At 71.9% G+C, this 17,161-nt stretch carries 13 protein-coding genes; 7 read left to right on the forward strand and 6 right to left on the reverse strand.

Annotated elements, in window-relative coordinates; translation table 11 throughout:
* The first annotated feature begins 11 nt into the window (after positions 1–11).
* From AC3IX6_RS23400 to manB, 3 genes are all read left to right on the forward strand, one after another.
* Positions 12–1,184: an acyl-CoA dehydrogenase family protein gene (locus AC3IX6_RS23400; RefSeq protein ID WP_266878075.1), complete on the forward strand. Its 1,173-nt coding sequence runs from the start codon at positions 12–14 to the stop codon at positions 1,182–1,184.
* A gap of 142 nt (positions 1,185–1,326) precedes the next feature.
* Positions 1,327–1,977, forward strand: a complete 651-nt coding sequence (locus AC3IX6_RS23405; RefSeq protein WP_489364292.1) for a hypothetical protein — start codon at positions 1,327–1,329, stop codon at positions 1,975–1,977.
* 142 nt (positions 1,978–2,119) lie between these two features.
* Entirely contained in the window at positions 2,120–3,202 is a 1,083-nt protein-coding gene (manB, locus tag AC3IX6_RS23410; RefSeq protein WP_489364294.1) for a mannose-1-phosphate guanylyltransferase, read from the forward strand.
* Between the two features lie 77 nt (positions 3,203–3,279).
* Here manB and AC3IX6_RS23415 read toward each other — a convergent pair whose 3' ends face one another.
* A complete protein-coding gene (locus AC3IX6_RS23415) occupies positions 3,280–4,644 on the reverse strand; it encodes an LCP family protein (protein ID WP_489364296.1) in 1,365 nt (454 codons plus the stop codon).
* A gap of 106 nt (positions 4,645–4,750) precedes the next feature.
* Between AC3IX6_RS23415 and AC3IX6_RS23420 the strand changes: the two genes are divergently transcribed.
* Positions 4,751–5,293: an acyl-CoA thioesterase gene (locus AC3IX6_RS23420; protein ID WP_250736822.1), complete on the forward strand. Its 543-nt coding sequence runs from the start codon at positions 4,751–4,753 to the stop codon at positions 5,291–5,293.
* A 97-nt stretch (positions 5,294–5,390) separates the two neighbouring features.
* The gene (locus AC3IX6_RS23425) at positions 5,391–6,209 is read left to right on the forward strand and encodes an SGNH/GDSL hydrolase family protein (protein ID WP_489364298.1); all 819 of its coding nucleotides are present in this window, start codon (positions 5,391–5,393) and stop codon (positions 6,207–6,209) included.
* 64 nt (positions 6,210–6,273) lie between these two features.
* Here the strand turns inward: AC3IX6_RS23425 and AC3IX6_RS23430 are convergent, their stop codons facing one another.
* Entirely contained in the window at positions 6,274–7,803 is a 1,530-nt protein-coding gene (locus tag AC3IX6_RS23430; RefSeq protein WP_489364300.1) for an LCP family protein, read from the reverse strand.
* A gap of 141 nt (positions 7,804–7,944) precedes the next feature.
* On the opposite strand from AC3IX6_RS23430, the gene AC3IX6_RS23435 reads away from it, so the two are divergent.
* Entirely contained in the window at positions 7,945–8,970 is a 1,026-nt protein-coding gene (locus AC3IX6_RS23435) for a glycosyltransferase family 2 protein (protein ID WP_389686516.1), read from the forward strand.
* Positions 8,971–9,059: 89 nt separating this feature from the next.
* Here the strand turns inward: AC3IX6_RS23435 and AC3IX6_RS23440 are convergent, their stop codons facing one another.
* The 4 genes from AC3IX6_RS23440 to AC3IX6_RS23455 form a co-directional block, all read right to left on the reverse strand.
* Positions 9,060–10,772 (reverse strand): LCP family protein, encoded by a 1,713-nt coding sequence (locus tag AC3IX6_RS23440; protein ID WP_489364302.1) that lies wholly within the window; start codon positions 10,770–10,772, stop codon positions 9,060–9,062.
* A gap of 101 nt (positions 10,773–10,873) precedes the next feature.
* Positions 10,874–12,607: an LCP family protein gene (locus tag AC3IX6_RS23445; protein WP_489364304.1), complete on the reverse strand. Its 1,734-nt coding sequence runs from the start codon at positions 12,605–12,607 to the stop codon at positions 10,874–10,876.
* 222 nt (positions 12,608–12,829) lie between these two features.
* The gene (locus AC3IX6_RS23450; protein WP_489364306.1) at positions 12,830–14,116 is read right to left on the reverse strand and encodes an LCP family protein; all 1,287 of its coding nucleotides are present in this window, start codon (positions 14,114–14,116) and stop codon (positions 12,830–12,832) included.
* 178 nt (positions 14,117–14,294) lie between these two features.
* On the reverse strand, positions 14,295–15,044 hold the full coding sequence (locus tag AC3IX6_RS23455) for a TIGR03089 family protein (RefSeq protein ID WP_489364308.1): 750 nt from the start codon (positions 15,042–15,044) through the stop codon (positions 14,295–14,297).
* Between the two features lie 150 nt (positions 15,045–15,194).
* On the opposite strand from AC3IX6_RS23455, the gene AC3IX6_RS23460 reads away from it, so the two are divergent.
* A complete protein-coding gene (locus tag AC3IX6_RS23460) occupies positions 15,195–16,607 on the forward strand; it encodes a peptidoglycan recognition protein family protein (protein ID WP_489364310.1) in 1,413 nt (470 codons plus the stop codon).
* Positions 16,608–17,161: the final 554 nt, after the last annotated feature.

Raw genomic sequence — 17,161 nt, forward strand, 5'->3', positions numbered from 1 at the left:
AGTGAGAGATCTTGGCGGGTTCTGCCGACTTCGACCTGTACCGCCCGGCCGAGGAGCACGACATGCTCCGCGAGTCCGTCCGCGCGCTCGCCGAGGCGAAGATCATGCCCTTCGCCGCCGCGGTCGACGAGGAGTCCCGCTTTCCGCAGGAGGCCCTGGACGCCCTCGTCGCCAGCGACCTGCACGCCGTCCACGTGCCCGAGACCTACGGCGGCGCGGGCGCCGACGCCCTCGCCACCGTGATCGTGATCGAGGAGGTGGCCCGCGTCTGCGCGTCCTCCTCCCTCATCCCGGCGGTCAACAAGCTCGGCTCGCTCCCGGTGATCCTCTCCGGTTCCGAGGAGCTCAAGGCCAAGTACCTCGGCCCGCTGGCCAAGGGCGACGCGATGTTCTCGTACGCCCTCTCCGAGCCCGACGCGGGCTCGGACGCCGCGGGCATGAAGACCCGCGCCGTGCGCGACGGGGACTTCTGGGTGCTCAACGGCGTCAAGCGCTGGATCACCAACGCCGGCGTCTCCGAGTACTACACGGTCATGGCCGTCACCGACCCGGAGAAGCGCTCCAAGGGCATCAGCGCCTTCGTCGTCGAGAAGTCCGACGAGGGCGTCTCCTTCGGCGCCCCGGAGAAGAAGCTCGGCATCAAGGGCTCCCCGACGCGCGAGGTCTACCTCGACAACGTCCGCATCCCCGCCGACCGCATGATCGGCGCCGAGGGCACCGGATTCGCCACCGCGATGAAGACCCTCGACCACACCCGCATCACCATCGCCGCGCAGGCACTGGGCATCGCCCAGGGCGCCCTGGACTACGCCAAGGGCTACGTCCAGGAGCGCAAGCAGTTCGGCAAGCCGATCGGCGACTTCCAGGGCGTGCAGTTCATGCTCGCGGACATGGCCATGAAGATCGAGGCCGCCCGCCAGCTGACCTACTCGGCCGCGGCCCGCTCGGAGCGCGTCTCCGGCGGCGGCCCGCACGAGGACCTCACCTTCTTCGGCGCCGCGGCCAAGTGCTTCGCCTCGGACGTGGCCATGGAGGTCACCACGGACGCGGTGCAGCTCCTCGGCGGCTACGGCTACACCCGGGACTACCCGGTGGAGCGCATGATGCGCGACGCGAAAATTACTCAGATTTACGAAGGCACGAACCAGGTCCAGCGGATCGTCATGGCCCGCAACCTGCCGTAGGAAGGCCCCCGGCCCGTGTGAACGCGTGCGCCCCCGGCATATGCCGGGGGCGCCGCGTACGCCCCGCACGGCGTGGCTAGGCTGTGCGCCCGACCGGTCCTCGGTACGGGATTCGGGGCGGGTTTCAGGGCGGGGAACGAACGTGTTCGTAGAACGTGACATAGCGGGACTGCTGAAGCAGATCGCCCGGCAGGACGTCGTGGAGATCGGCTCCGACGGGAGCATCGGGACCGTGCGGGGAGCCGCCCTGGCCCACATCGCCGAAAGCTACGGCTTCGAATACCTCGAGACGCTCCGCACCGGGCACAAGAAGGCGAACGTCCTGGTCCGGATGTACCGGGACCCGCGCCCCGAAGCCCGGGACCGCGAGGCGGCCGCCATCACCGCGCACCCGCAGGCGGGCAACGGCGGGACGGTGCCGGGGATGCGGCAGGGCTCGCTCAAGCCCCTGCCCGAAGCGGCCGGGGCCGTCGCCCTGATGAAGGACCGGATCCTGTTCGACACCATGGCCGCCGCGGCGGACAAGCGCCAGCAGATGACCGCGTACGGATCCTGCGCGTTCCTCGTCCTCCTGATGCTGGTCCTCGGAGAGCCGGTCCTCGCCCTGGTCGTCGGCGGCGCCCTCACCGCTTTCCTCGTCGGCGCCTTCCGGTTCGGCGCGGTCCGCCGGAGCCGGATCGCACAGCGGCTGCAGGCCGCCGGGTACCTCCAGGTGCGCGACGAGTACGGAGTACAGCGCTTCCTGCGCCCCGGGCAGCAGCTGCCGGGCCACGCCAACCCCTTCGCCTCCTGACCGCCGTGACCGTCCCGACCGCCGCAACCGCCCTGAGCAGCGGCGCAGACGACCGCACACATCGGGCAGCAGCCCCCTGGGGACCCCCCGGATGGGCTAAATTTGGACCTTCGTACGCCGGAACCGGTTGGGGAGAACGCAAATGACGGAAGCGATCCTGCTGGTCGGCGGACAGGGGACGCGGCTGCGCCCCGTCACGGTGAACACGCCGAAGCCGATGGTCCACACGGCAGGCGTTCCCTTCCTCGCCCACCAGATAGCCCGGGCCGCCGCCGCCGGCGTCACGCACATCGTGATGGCCACCTGCTACCTCGCCGAGGTCTTCGAGCCCTACTTCGGGGACGGGTCCGCCTTCGGCGTCCACCTGGAGTACGTGGTCGAGGACGAGCCCCTCGGCACCGGCGGCGCCATCCGCAACGCCGCGCGGCTGCTCACCGGCGGCCCGGACTCCTCGGTGCTCGTCTTCAACGGGGACATCCTCACCGGCCTGGACATCGCCGGGCTCGTCGAATCGCACAAGGCGGCCGACGCCGACGTCTCCCTGCACCTGGTCCGGGTCGACGACCCGCGCGCCTTCGGCCTGGTCCCCACCGACGCCCACGGTCGGGTGCTGGCCTTCACCGAGAAGCCGCAGACGCCCGAGGAGATCATCACCGACCAGATCAACGCCGGCTGCTACGTCTTCCGGCGCAGCGTGATCGACACCATCCCGGCCGGCCGGTCCGTTTCCGTGGAGCGCGAGACCTTCCCCGGGCTGCTCGCCTCCGGGGCCACCCTGCACGGGGTCACCGAGAACACGTACTGGATGGACCTCGGCAAGCCGGAGGCGATCATCCAGGCCTCCGCCGACCTGGTCCGCGGCGTCGTCCCCTCCCCGGCCGTCCCCGGACGCCGCGGCGAGTCCCTCGTCCTGCCCGGAGCCCACGTCGCGGCCGGGGCCAAGCTGTCGGGGGGCACCGTCGTGGGCGCCGGAGCCCGCATCGAGGCGGGTGCGGTCGTCCAGGGCTCCATCGTGCTGGGGGACGCGGTCGTCGGCCCCGACGCGCAGGTGTCCGCCAGCCTGATCGGCGTCGGCGCCTCGGTGGGCGCACGGACCGTACTGGACGCCGCCGTCATCGGTGACGGGGCCGTCGTGGGGGCCGACAACGAGCTCCGCGCCGGCGCCCGCGTCTGGTGCGGGGCGCAGCTGCCCGACGCGGCGATCCGCTTCTCCTCCGACGCCTGAGCCGGCGCCTGAGCCGGCGCCCGAGCCGGGGCGGGCGCCCCGGCAAGGGGCGCCCGGCCTCGTGACCGGCCGTGTGATCAGTTCCCGCGGACGGTGACCTTCTCGTCCTTCTGGATCTGCTGGACCAGCAGCTGCACCTTCGCCTTGTCCCAGACGAGGTTGCCGCCGCGCTGACCGGAGATCGGCATGTTCATGGACACGCCGTCACCGCCGCTGATGCCCTTCATCGCGAAGAACATCGACCCCATGTCGTACAGGCCCATGTCCTTGTCCACGATCAGGGTGTCCAGACCCGCGCCCAGCACCGGGTACAGCGAGAACGGGTTCAGGATCGTCGTCGGGGTCGCCGCCTGGCTGGCCAGCGCCGACAGGAACTTCTGCTGGTTCTTGGTCCGCTGCAGGTCCGACTCGGCGAAGGCGTAGCGGGTCCGTACGTAGGCCAGCGACTGCTCGCCGTTCAGCGTCTGGGTGCCCTCCTTGAAGTCGGCCCCGGACTTCTCGTCCTTGAACCCCTTCTCGATGTTCAGCTCCACCCCGCCCAGCGCGTCCACGATGTTGGCGAAGCCGGCGAAGCCGATCTCCGCGTAGTGGTCGATGCGCAGGCCGGTGTTGAACTCCACCGTCCGCACCAGCAGCTCCGGGCCGTCCTCCGCGTACGCCGCGTTCAGCTTGGTCCGCTTGCCGGTGCCCGCGAACTTCTTGCCCGACTCCGAGCCGACGAAGGAGGGGATCTCCACGTCGGAGTCGCGCGGCAGGGAGATCATCGTGTTCCCGCTGGAGCACTTGGCGAGGATCATCATCGAGTCGGTGCGCTTGCCCTCGGCCGAGCCGGTGTGGAGCTTCTTCTTGTCCTCGGCGGACATGCCCTCACGGCTGTCGGAGCCCACGATCAGGTAGGTCGTGCAGTCGCCCTCCTTCGGGCGCTCGATGACCTTGGAGAGGTCGACCTCGCGGCGCACGTTGGAGTCGGCCCAGAAGTAGGTGCCGATGCCCGTCACGAGCAGGCCGGAGACCAGCACGATCGAGCCGATCTTGATCCGCTTGCGCCAGTCCGGGGCCGGTCCCGCCGGCCGGGCCGGGCCGCCGGGGCCGCCCGGTCCGCGCCCGCGCGGCCCGCTGGGCGGCTGGCCGCCGCCGTAGACCTGGCCGGTGTTGTAGCCGCTGTCGTAGCTGCCGTCGGCGCCGCCGCCGCTGTACGAGCCGCCCTGCTGCGGAGGCACGTAGGCGGGCCCGGCCGGCGGCTGAGCCGGGCGGCGCGGGGGCTGCTGGGGCTGCGGCGGCTGCTGCGGCTGCCGGGACGCCTGGGGGCCGGGACCGGGCCGCTGGACGTGCCTCATCCGCCGTGCGCCTTCCGGCTCCGCCTGGCCGCTGCCGCGGCCGTACCCGTCATCGCGGCGGCCGCGCTGGTCCTGCTCGCCGCTCCACCCGTCCCAGTCACTCATGTGCCCAAGAATGCCTGGCCGGGAGGGTCGCGGAATACCCCCGGAGGCTGTTCGTACCGGTGCTGTTGCAGAGCTGACACCGGCAAGCCGCACTTAAGCTGTCCCCATGACAGAGATACCGGGCGAGCTGCGCGGAAAGCCGATCTCGGCTTCCCGCACCACCCTGAGCCACATCATGACCGCCAATGACACCAACCTCCTCGGCACGGTGCACGGCGGCGTGATCATGAAGCTGGTGGACGACGCGGCCGGTGCCGTGGCCGGCCGCCACTCCGGCGGCCCGGCGGTCACCGCCTCCATGGACGAGATGGCCTTCCTCGCCCCGGTCCGCGTCGGCGACCTCGTCCACGTCAAGGCCCAGTGCAACTGGACGGGCCGCTCCTCCATGGAGATCGGCGTACGCGTCCTCGCGGAGCGGTGGAACGAGTCCACCCCCGCCACCCAGGTCGGCAGCGCCTACCTCGTCTTCACCGCGGTCGACGCCGAGGGCAAGCCCCGCGAGGTCCCGCAGGTGATCCGGGAGACCGAGCGGGACGAGCGGCGCTACCAGGAGGCCCAGATCCGCCGCACGCACCGGCTCGCCCGCCGCCAGGCCATCCGCGACCTGCGGGAGGAGCGGTCCGCGCAGGGGCTGGACGCCGACGTCTAGTGCGCCCGGACCCGCGCCCGAACCAGCTCCCGAACCGGCTCCCGGCCCTGCTCCCGCACCCGGCCGCCCTGTCGCCCCGCTCCACCCGGAAGGCACCATGAACCGCCGCTCGGCCCTGCTCGCCGGCCTCACCGGCCTCGCGGGACTCGCGGGGGTCGCCGCCACGCTCCCGATGCTGACCAAGGACTCCCCCCGGGCAGCCGCCGGGAGCGAGCCGTCCCCGCAGGCCTCCCCGGAGCCCTCCTCCGGCACGGGACGGCCCCGGAGGATCCGCGTCATGCCCCTCGGCGACTCCACGGCCGCCGGCTCGGGAAGCTCCGGCCGCGGCGGCTACCGGCTGCCCCTGGGGCAGCTGCTCTCCGGCCAGTCCCGGTACACCGTCGACTTCGTGGGCTCCCAGGAACAGGGACCCATGGCCGACAACCAGCACGAAGGCCATCCCGGCTACACCATCGACCGGATCCTCGCCGGGGCGGACCGGTGGATCAAGACGGCCCGGCCGGACGTGGTCCTGCTCTCGATCGGTCTCAACGACCTCAACCAGGGCGACGACCCCGAGCACGCCGCGGACCAGGCGCAGGAGCTGGTCGACCGGATCTTCACCCTGCGCCCCGGGGCCACCGTCGTCATGCAGGGCCCGGTCTCCACGACCCCCGGCTCCAGGGGCCTGGACCTCACCGGGCCCATCGCCGCGTACAACCAGCGCCTCAAGCGGATGGAAGCGGAGCAGCAGGGGTCGGGACGGCACTTCCGGTACGTCAAGCCCCCGTGGCTGACGCCCCTGGACCGGGCGGACGCGTCCATGCCGGCCGAGCTGGCCGACGGCCTGCACCCGAACGACATCGGGTACGAGAAGGTGGCGGAGGCCTACTTCGAGGCCCTGGAGCAGGCCCGCTCCGACGGCTGGTTCGGCTGAGGGCCGACGGCGGGTTCGGCTGAGCGCCGTCGGCCGGTTCGGCCGAGGGCCGTCCCGGCTCCGGTCAGGAGCCGCCGCAGACCACCTGGTCACCGGTGACCACACCGAATTCGCCCTGGTACGGGTCCTCCGCGCGCACCGCCACCACCTTGCGGTAGTCGGCGCCCGCGATCACCACCACGGTCCGCCCCTGCCCCCGTACGGCCCGCATCTCGCTGCCGGGCAGCGCGGTGGACACCGTACGGGCCGACCGGTCCCAGCGCGGGTCGTACGTGATCACCGTGCGCTTGACGTCCCGGCTCGCGCCGTTCCCCGGAGCCCGGGTGGTGTCGAAGCCGGTGGCGCGCAGCGCCGAGTCCACCCGGGTGCCCAGCCCGTCGATCCGGGTGCCGTTCTCCACCTGGACCCGGACCTGCCCCGGGGGCACGTCCACCGGTACCGCCGGCTGCCGGCGCACCGGCTTGCCGGGGGAGGGGGCCGGGGGCGGGGCCATCGGCCGGTCCTCGCGCAGCGCCTGGAAGAGCTTCGCGGCCTTCCCCTCGTCCCATTTCACGGTGGAGCCGATGCCCTTGACCGGGAAGGAGGGGTTGCCGACGGGCACGGAGGCGAACTCCGAGGAGGACGGGGTGAAATCGCGCATGGCCTGCCCGAGCGCCAGCATCTGCTCCGAGCCGAAGCCCCGGTCGGCCCGGACCGAGCTCAGCAGGGTGGAGCTGACCTGCTTGAGCTTGACGGGATTGAGCAGCACCCCGCCGCCCGTGGCCTGCTTGATCAGGGCGGCGATGAACCGCTGCTGGCGCTGCATCCGGCCCAGGTCCGAGGCCCCGTCGACATGGCGCGAGCGCACGTACTGCAGGGCCTGGCCGCCGCTGAGCCGGTGGGTGCCGGGGAGCAGGTCGAGGCCGGTGTTGGGGTCCTTCATGGTCTTGGCGGTGCAGATCTCCACGCCGCCCATGGCGTCGACCGTCTTCATGAAGCTGGTGAAGTCGACCTCCAGGTAGTGGTCGATCTTCACGCGGGTCATGCTCTCGACGGTGCGCACGGTCAGCTGGGGCCCGCCCTCGGCGTAGGCGGCGTTGAGCTTCACGGGGTGCGCCCCGTGCGGTTTCCCGCTGGAGCCGTCCACGTGGGCGGGCAGCTCCACGAAGCTGTCCCGGGGGAGGCTGACCACGCTGGCCCGCGAGCGGTCCGCCGAGAGGTGGACCAGCATCACGGTGTCGGTGCAGTGGCAGGGCGCGCCGCCCAGGCGGTACTCGCGCTTCTCCTCGGCGGTGATCTTGTCGCGGCCGTCGGTGCCGACGAGCAGGAAGTTCACCCCGTGCCCGGCCTGCGGGCGGTTCTTCATGTCCTTGAAGGGGTCCACCCGCTGGATCCCGGTGTCCAGCCCGGTCATCACGGCGTGCCCGAGGGCCCCCGAGCCCAGGACGAGCACCGAGAGTCCCGCGGCGAGCCGGACCCCCCAACGGGGTCTGTCCGCGGGCCGGTTCCCGCCCGTCCGGGGCCCTGCCGGACCGCCTGGCCGCGGCGCGCGCTGCGACGGCCGGGCGGACCGGGCGGGCAGGGCGGGTCGGGTGGGACGGTGCGGCTGGGGCACGGGGGACACCTCGCACGTTCGGCAGATTCGTCAGAACAGTAGGTCCATACGATCAGCCGTTGTCCGTACTGCTCATCCGGCGCGCACCCGGTTCCCCCGTACGCGGTAACGTGACACCGATACCCGACCTTGAAGGACCACATGCCCGCCCAGCAGCCCGCAGTCTCGGTGATCATGCCGGTACTCAACGAGGAGCGCCATCTGCGCAACTCGGTCCACCACATCCTCGGACAGGAGTACGGGGGTGAGATGGAAGTGGTGATCGCGCTCGGGCCGTCCAGGGACCGTACCGACGAGATCGCCGCCGAGCTGGTACGCGAGGACCCCAGGGTCCACACCGTGCCGAACCCCACCGGCCGCACCCCCGCCGCTCTCAACGCGGCCATCCAGGCCTCGCGCCACCCGATCGTGGTGCGCGTGGACGGCCACGGCATGCTCTCCCCGAATTACATCGCCACCGCGGTCCGTCTCCTGGAGGAGACCGGCGCGCAGAACGTCGGCGGCATCATGCATGCCGAGGGCGAGAACCCCTGGGAGGACGCCGTCGCCGCCGCGATGACCTCACGGATCGGCGTCGGCAACGCCGCCTTCCACACCGGTGGCAAGGCGGGTCCGGCCGACACCGTCTACCTCGGGGTGTTCCGCCGGGAGGCCCTGGAGGCCGCCGGCGGGTACAACGTGGAGTTCGTCCGCGCCCAGGACTGGGAGCTGAACTTCCGCATCCGCGAGGCCGGCGGGCTGATCTGGTTCTCGCCGGAGCTGAAGGTCCAGTACCGCCCGCGCCCCTCGGTACGGGCGCTCGCCAAGCAGTACAAGGACTACGGGCGCTGGCGCCACGTGGTGGCCCGCTACCACTCGGGCTCCATCAACCTGCGCTACCTCGCCGCACCGGCCGCCGTCTGCGCGATCGCCGCCGGTGTGGTCGTCGGAGCCGCCGTCACCCCGTGGGCCTTCGTCCTCCCGGCGGGCTACCTCGCCGCGATCACCGTCGGCTCCGTCCCGGCCGGCAAGGGGCTGTCCCTCAAGGCCCGGCTGCGGATCCCCGTCGCCCTGGCGACCATGCACGTGTGCTGGGGCTACGGCTTCCTGACCAGCCCGCGCTCGCTCGCCGCCAAGGTCATCGCGAGCCGCCGGCCGTCGGTGAACCGGGACCCCGCCGAGCTCTGAGCCGCGTACAGACACGAAAGGGGTGACCCGGTCCGACGAGGACCGGGTCACCCCTTTCGGTGTGTGTGGGACGGTGTCGGCCCCTCAGCTCACCAGGTGAACGGACCGTAGATGTCCATGCAGCTGGTGTCCGTGCCGTTGAGCACGTCGGCCGACTCCGGGACCGAACCGGCCTCGGGGGGCGCCTGCACCGGGTAGGTGGTGCCCTCGCGCCAGTCCGCGCCCACCAGGACCGTGATCTTGGCCGCCGCGGCCGACTTCTGTACGGAGGTGGCCGGGATCCCGAGCGCCGCCGCCACGCTCTGCGCGTCGGCCGCCTGAGCGTCCGTGGCGTAGCGGACGATCGTCGCCTTCTCCGGGGTCAGCGCGCCGTCCGCCTTGGCCAGCGCGAAGCCCTTGGCGACCAGCTGGCCCGCGATGGCCGTGGCCCGCTTGGGCACCGCCTGCGACCCGGAGCCCGTGCCGTTGACCACCTGCACGGCGAGCTTCGCGGGGTTGGAGGCCGGCGGCGCGGAGGACGTCTGCGGGGTCGGCTCGGTCGACGGAGCGGGGCCCGAGGGGTCTTGGCTCGCCCCCGGCTGGCCGCTCTCGGCCGGCGCCGGGTCGCCGTTCTTGTCCATGGCGATGTCCTTGCGGAGCATCTCCCACACCCTCTCGGCGTCCGTGGGGTTGAGGATCAGCCGGTCCTTGTCGCCCGGGGCCTGCAGCACCGGGATCGTGGCCGTCGTGAGGCGGTTGACCGGCACGTCCTTGAGCAGCAGGGCAAGGTCGAGGAGCTTCTTGACCGTCCCGATCTCGTCCGACACCTGCAGCGCCTTCGTCGCCGCCTCTGCCAGGCCCGTGAGGCGGGGGAGGTCGGTGAAGGCGTTCTGGCTCTTGAGCCCGCGCATCATCGAGTTCATGTACATGTGCTGCGCCTTGGCCCGGGCCATGTCACTGCCGAAGGCGTGCCGGGTGCGCAGCCACTGGAGCGCCTGCTCGCCCTGGACCCTGTGGGTGCCCGCCGTCAGCTTGAGGCCGGAACCGCCCGTCCCCGTCCCCGGCTTCGACTGGTCGAAGACGTTCTGGTTGACGCAGACGTCGACGCCGCCGATCGCGTCGGCCATGCTGACGACACCGGCGAAGTCGATCATCATCCAGTGGTCGATGTAGACGTTGGCCAGCTTCTCCCAGGTGGCCAGGGTGCAGCCGGGGCCGCCGTTGGCGAGGCTCTCGTTGATCATCGTCTTGGTGGCTTTGTACTTCTTGCCCGTCGCGGGATCGGTGCACTCCGGGATGTCCACGATGGTGTCGCGCGGAACGGTGGTGACCGAGGCGTTCTTCCGGTCGGCGGATATGTGGACCAGCATCTGCACGTCGGCCCGCGCGGGGTCGCCGATGTTGTCCCAGCCCCCGCCGAGCTTCGCGTTCTCCTCGTCGCGGACGTCGGAGCCGAGCATCAGGATGTTGATCGGGCGCCGGCCCGCGGCGTCGGCCTCGCCCCGGGCGACTCCGCTGTCGCCGCTCAGGCGCTGGCCGCTGCGGATGTTGCCGTTGAGGTGGCGGTAGTAGAGGTAGCCGGCCGCCGCCGTCCCGAGTATGAGCAGCGCGACGATGAAGGCCGTCCAGCGCAGGACGCGGCGCCGCCCCCGCCGGGTCGGCCGCTTGCCGCCCCCGCCCCCGGGGCCACCGCCGCGGCGGTGGCCGGAGCCGGACCTCGGCGCGGGTACGGCACTGGTCGCCGTCGGCCGGGTGCCGGCGCCGGATATGCCGTCGCCGGCGCGGCCCGGCGCCCCCTCCCCTTGCACGCTGCTGTGCCTCACGCGTCCCCCATCACGATCACTCTGTGTCGGTATTGTGCCGGTCCAACAGGATCCGGCACGTCATTGCGTGACCGCGGAGGGCCGGCCGGCCCCCCTGTCGGTCACTTGGCGCAGACGGACTTGTCCGCTTCGACCCGCTGGACGCCTTCCGGCGCCTGCTGAGGCGCTGTCATGGAGACCCCCGCCCCCTTGAAGTCGGCGCCGAGCGTCAGTTTCATCGGCGTCTTGGGCGCGGCGTCGGCCGTGCCCATCTTCAGTGCCGTCGCCGGCAGGCCCATCATGTCCGCCAACGCCCTGGCCTGGTCGGCCTGGTTGGGCGCGTACTCCAGCTGCGTGGCGTCCACCTTGGCGGGCGCGTTGCCCAGGTTGCTGGACTTCGGCACCCCCTTGGTGTTCTGCAGCCAGTTCAGCGTGCCGGACGCGGATCCGGCCGGGCCGCCGCCGTTGTAGACGTCCACCCGGACGTCCTTGGCCGCCGCGCGGGCGCCCTGCATGAGGGCGTCCAGCTTGGCCTTCGCGTCGGCGTCCGCCGCGTCCTTCGCCGCCTGTTCCTTCTTCTCGACCTCGGTGAGGGAGACGTCCCCGCGGATCATCTGCAACAGCGGTTCGGCCTGGGCCTGGTTGACGACCACCGTGGCTTTGACCTTCTCCGCCGGATTGTCGAGCACCGGAAGCGTGGTGAAGGTGATGTTCTTGAGGTCTATGTTCTTCAACTCGCTCGCAAGATCGGTGAGTTTTCCGATCGAACCTATCCCCGAATCCACGCTCAGCGACTTCGTGGCGGCTTCCGCGAGGGAGAGGAACTTCTTGGGGCTCGTCAGTGTTTCCTTGGACTTCATCTCGCGCATCATCGAACTGAGGAACTGCTGCTGCGTCTTGATGCGGTCGAGGTCGCTCTCGTTGCCGAAGGCGTGCCGGGTCCGTACGAAGGCCAGCGCCTGCTCGCCCGCCAGCCGGTGCTCGCCCGCCGTCAGCTTGAGCTTGGAGTCCCTGTCGTCGACGTCCTTGGCCACGCAGACCGGCACCCCGCCGACCGCCGTGCTCAGGTTCTTCACCGCGTTGAAGTCGGCCATCATGAAGTGGTCGACCTGGATCCCGGTGAGCTCCCTGACCGTGCGCATCGTGCAGCCCGGGTCGCGGCCCGCCTGCCCCAGGCTGGTGTTGAAGCGGGCCCCGCGCTCGCCGGGGATGTCCTTCGTCGAGCCGTCCGGCTGCTTCGTGGGGCAGACTGGCAGGTTGGTGATCAGGTCGCGCGGGATGGACAGCGCCGTGGCGTTGGAGCGGTCCTTCGACACGTGGAAGAGGATCGTCGTATCGGCGTGGCCGACGCTGCCGGCGTCCCCGTACCCCTCGTTGCCCGCGCCGCTGCGCTTGTCCGTGCCGATGACCAGGATGTTGATCGGCTGGTCCTTCTTGAACCCGCCGCTCGTGCCCGCGTCGCCGACGTCGGTGACCACGATGTTGCCGTTCAGGTGCTGGTAGTAGAGGTACCCCGCCACCGAGCCGCCGATCAGCAGCACCGCCAGGGTTCCACCGGTGATGGTCAGGGCCCGTTTGCGGCCGCCACCGCCGACCTTGCGCGAACGCCCGCCGCGCCGGCCGCCGCCGGGTGGACCGTCACCGCGGCGCGGTCCGGGAACCGCGGGGGACGGGGCGGCGGGGGAGCGGGGAGGAACGGGGGTTCTGCGGGGCGCCGCGCGGGGGGCGGACCGTTGCGCCGGTGCTTGCGCAGCGGTGTCGTCCAGTCGCAGTTCGTAGTTGCCGGTGCGGGGGTTGAGTACCCATTGATCTGCGGGGTCGATCTCGTCGGCCCGTCCACGGCTTTGCGCATCCACGGTTTGCTCGAATCCTCCGTCGGTGCTTCGCGACGCGCCTCCCCCAGGCGCACGGTCAACGATCCGGCTGCTGGCGCACGGCCTCTGTACTGGCCGGGCGCCGGATCGCTCACCTTATCCGGACAGGTTCGCCGCAAACCATGCTGGTGATGAATTCCACGCACTTACAACGGGGCAATCGCCCCAACAAGCTCGGCCCGGACACCGGCTTTTGGGATTGCTTTACCGGCAGTCGGCCACACCGGCCGTGGTGCCCGTGAAGGTGGGGACGGGCGTCGAGGGCTCCGCGGTTCCCGTGCCGTCTCCGGTGCCGTCACCGTTGCCGTCACCGGTACGGTCCTGCGTGCCGTCCTCGGCGCGGTCCGCCTTGTCGTCGGCCGCCGCCTCCCCCTGCCGGTCCCCGTCCGGCCGCGGAACCGGGGCGGGCGTGGCCGTGGCCGCGGGCGGGGCGATGGTGAGCGGCTGGTCCGCCCGCAGCCGCTGGAAGAGCTGGGTGGCGTCCGGCTCCCGCAGCTCGTCCCGGTTGCGGTCGGCGGCGTACGGCCGGCGCGGCACCGTGAGGAACTTGATCTGGTCGGTCGGGATGTCGCGGACGCCCCGGACCAGCTCGTACAGCCCCCGCAGCGAGGCCAGCCCCGGGTCGGTGGTCACCGAGGAGGTCGCCGCGTCCAGCAGCGGGTACAGCCGGGCCGGATTGAGCAGCACCCCGTTGCTCTGCACCTTCTTGACGAGCGACCCGAGGAACGCCTGCTGGCGCTCCATCCGCTCGGTGTCGCTGCCGTTGCCCAGGCTGTAGCGGGCCCGGACGAAGCCCAGCGCCTGCTCGCCCTGCAGGGTCTGCCGGCCCGCCGGCAGCTTCAGCTTGGCCTCGGTGTCGTCCACCGGCCGGCGCAGGCACACCTCCACCCCGCCGATGGCGTCGATCATCTTCTTGAAGCCGCTGAAGTCCAGCACCATGTGGTGATCGACCCGGATCCCGGTCATCGCCTCGACCGTACGGATCGTGCAGGCGGTCCCGCCCCACTCGAAGGCCCAGTTGAACTGGGCGAACTGCTCCCGGGTGCGGCTGCCGTCCGCCTTCAGGCAGGCGGGTATCTCCGCCATCAGGTCCCGCGGTATCGAGACCGCCGTCGCGCTCTTCCGGTCCGCCGGCAGGTGCAGCAGGATCGTGGTGTCCGAGCGCTGCGTGCCCTCGTCCTGCCCGTACGGGGCGTTGCCCGCGCCGGTGCGCGAGTCCGAGCCGATCAGCAGGATGTTCTGCGCGCCGCCCGCCAGGTGGGCCGGGCGCTCCTTGTCGTAGCGCCGCAGCTCGGCGGCGGCGGAGGTGTCCTCGGCGATGTTCCCGTCGAGCTTGGAGTAGATCCACCAGCCCGTGCCCGCCCCGACGACGGCCAGCAGGCCGGTCCCGAGCCCGATCCAGCGCAGCAGCCGGCGCCGCTTGCGGCCGTCTCGAGGCTTCTCGCCTCCGGCCGCATCGGTGCCGCCCGGTATGCCCGCGCTGTCCGTCACTCGCGTTCCGTCCCCTCACCCGACCGGTACGGGCCGTACGGGTGAGTACGGCCTGTGCCGATCCTGCCCCCGGGGCACCGATGCGGCCCGGGGGCACGGCCGTGTACAGGGCCATGTGGGTGACAAATCGCCCAGATCCGGCATGGGGCGGTGTGGGTGACGGCGGGGTCGGGCCGGGTCAGGCCGTGTGGGTGACCCGCTCGCTCTCGATCCGCTGGGCCAGGGCCGCGTCCGCGAGCCCCTCGGCGTTGCGGCACAGCACCACGGAGCCGCCCGTGGCCAGGGCCGCGTAGAGCCCGGCCGAGAGCCCGTCCCAGCTGTCGTAACCCTGCCGGGACAGCACCCGGGCGCCCTCGCCGAAGCCGAGCTTCGCCGCGTCCTCGCGGGCCCGCTCGCAGATCCGTGCGTACGAGAGCTCCTCGCCGCCGACCATCAGGCCCGGGCCGTCCGCGTCCACGGGCTGGAAGGGGGCGAACCGGTCACCCTGCCCCGGCACCTCCACGGCGTAGTCGGCGAACCCGGCCGGTGGCTGCGGGAAGCGCCCGCCCAGCGGCCGCAGCGCGAGCGCCACCCGCTCGCCGGAGCACGCGGCGGCCTCCTCCAGGGTGTCCGGCCCGCTCACCACGAGATCGGCGCCGCCCGGGTCCCCGCCCACCTCCACCACGACCCCGACGGAGGCGCAGGCGAGCAGCCACACGGCGCTCTGCCAGTGCGCGGGGAGCAGCAGGGCGAGCCGGTCGCCGGGCTCGGCGCCCAGGTCGCCCTGGAGCAGATTGGCGGTCTTGGCCACCCAATTGGCGAAGGTGGCGACGGACAATTCGACGCGCTCGCCCGTGGCGTCGTCGTAGAAGGTGACGAGCGGGCGGCCGGGATCGGCGGCGAGCGCGGATCGCAGCAGGTCGGCAGGGGTGCGGTCAGTGGCGTTCACGGACCAGAGCCTACGCGGGAGGACCCGCGTCCCTCCTCCGTACGGCCGCAGCACGATCCCCCGTACGGAGGAGGGGTATCGGCGCCGGGACCGGACGGCACGTCAGTTCTCGGATGGCGCCGGCCTGCGGCAGTCCCCAGCATCCTTTCCATGCGTGCATTCCTTGCTTCCTCCATCGGCGTCGCGACGGCTGCCGCACTGGCCCTGCCGCTCGCGCTCCCCTCCACGGCCCTCGCACACCCGGCAGCGGTCACCAGGTCGGCAACACCCGCGGCCCCCGCCGGATCCACCCAATCCCTGCCGCTCGTCCCCGTGGGACCCACGGCGGACCGCACCTCCGGGGTGCCCGGCATGAGCACCTCGCCCCGGCTGCCCGAGACGCGGGGCCTGTCGGCGCGCGAGGTCAAGACCTTCTCGCTGGTCGGCGTCGTCTGGGACGACGCGAGCACCCAGCTCGACGGCAGCGTCCAGGTCCGCACCCGCTCCGTGGCCACCTCGGCCTGGTCCGAATGGCAGGACGTCGACACCCACAACACCGAACACGCCGCCGACCCCGACACGGCGGAACGGGGCAGCGGCCGCGTCCGCGGCAGCACCGCACCCCTCTGGGTCGGACAGTCCGACGGCATCGAGGTCCGGGTCCAGGCGGAATCCGGCGGCCGCACGGTCAGCAGCGGACTCCCGACGGGCATGCGCATCGAACTGGTGGACCCGGGAGACTCCTCCCGCCCCCACTCGGACGCGAAGAACGGCACCGCGGAGTCCTCGCCCGTCGTCGATGACGACGACAAGGGCGAACTGGCCCTCCTCCCCGGCATGACGATGGAGATGGCGGAAGCCTCCTCCGTCAACATCCCGATGGCGCCCCTGGGCGCCAAGGAGATCTCCGCCCTCAACAAGGCCGACTCCACCGCCGACGCGGTCCTCGCCGACGAGGCGCTCGCGGCCGCCCCGTACATCGGCCCGCGCCCGAAGATCGTCACCCGGCTGGGCTGGGGCGCGGACGAGAGCCTGCGCGAAAAGGGCTTCGTCTACACGAACACGGTCAAGGCCGCCTTCGTCCACCACACCGCCTCGGGCAACAACTACGCCTGCAAGGACGCCCCGGCCGTCCTGCGCAGCCTGTACCGCTACCACGTGGTCAGCAGCGGCTGGCGGGACATCGGCTACAACTTCGCCGTCGACAAGTGCGGCACCGTCTACGAGGGCCGGGCGGGCGGAGTCGCCAAGGCGGTGCTCGGCGCGCACACCATGGGCTTCAACACGGACAGCATGGGCGTCGCGGTCATCGGCACCTTCGCCTCCACGGCGCCCCCCAAGGCGGCGGTGGACGCGGTGGCCCGCCTCACGGCCTGGAAGCTGGGCCTCTTCGGAGCGGACCCCCGCGCGAAGACCACCCTCCGCTCGGGCGGCGGCAACCTCTACGCGAAGGGCAGCAACGTCCGCCTGAACGTCATCTCCGGCCACCGCGACGGCTTCGCCACGGAATGCCCCGGCCGCCAGCTCTACACCCAACTCCCCCCCACCCGAACCGCCTCAGCCAAACTCCAGGGCCGCCCCTGAGAGGCCGCACCCTCGTGACGCGCCGCTCCCACCGCTCGGCCCCGTTGCCGGGTGCGGCGTCGCTGCACGGGGGCTAGCCCCCGGACCCCCACGCCTCAAACGCCGACGAGGCTGGAATGACCCTCCGGGCGGCGGGGCTCCTTTCAGCCGTCCGGCGTTTGAGGACCGGGGCCTGGGGCGGAGCCCCAGGGACCCCGGGCACAGCCCGGCACCCCTCCACCGCGGGGACCGACGTCTAGGGACCCCGCGCGCAGCCCGGCACCCACTCAGCCCGTCCGGCGTGTGAGGACCGGGCTCCGGGCAGAGCCCGGGGACAGCCCCAGCCTCGCCGGCGTGTGAGGACCAGGCTCGGGGCTGGTCCGGGGGTATCCCCGGCCTTGCCGGCGTGTGAGGACCAGGCTCCGGGCTGGCCCGGGGGTATCTCCAGCCTCGCCGGCGTGTGAGGACCAGGTTCGGGGCTGGTCTGGGGATATCCCCGGCCTTGCCGGCGTTTGAGGACCGGGCTCCGGGCTGGCCCGGGGGGTATCTCCAGCCTCGCCGGCGTTTGAGGCGCG

The sequence above is a fragment of the Streptomyces sp. GL_141 genome, from assembly GCF_057834385.1.

Bases quoted from the DNA above. Each gene is read 5' to 3' on its own strand.
- manB (WP_489364294.1), top strand. From the start codon at position 2,120: ATGACGGAAGCGATCCTGCTGGTCGGCGGACAGGGGACGCGGCTGCGC.
- AC3IX6_RS23415 (WP_489364296.1), bottom strand. From the start codon at position 4,644: ATGAGTGACTGGGACGGGTGGAGCGGCGAGCAGGACCAGCGCGGCCGC.
- AC3IX6_RS23420 (WP_250736822.1), top strand. From the start codon at position 4,751: ATGACAGAGATACCGGGCGAGCTGCGCGGAAAGCCGATCTCGGCTTCC.
- AC3IX6_RS23425 (WP_489364298.1), top strand. From the start codon at position 5,391: ATGAACCGCCGCTCGGCCCTGCTCGCCGGCCTCACCGGCCTCGCGGGA.
- AC3IX6_RS23435 (WP_389686516.1), top strand. From the start codon at position 7,945: ATGCCCGCCCAGCAGCCCGCAGTCTCGGTGATCATGCCGGTACTCAAC.
- AC3IX6_RS23460 (WP_489364310.1), top strand. From the start codon at position 15,195: ATGCGTGCATTCCTTGCTTCCTCCATCGGCGTCGCGACGGCTGCCGCA.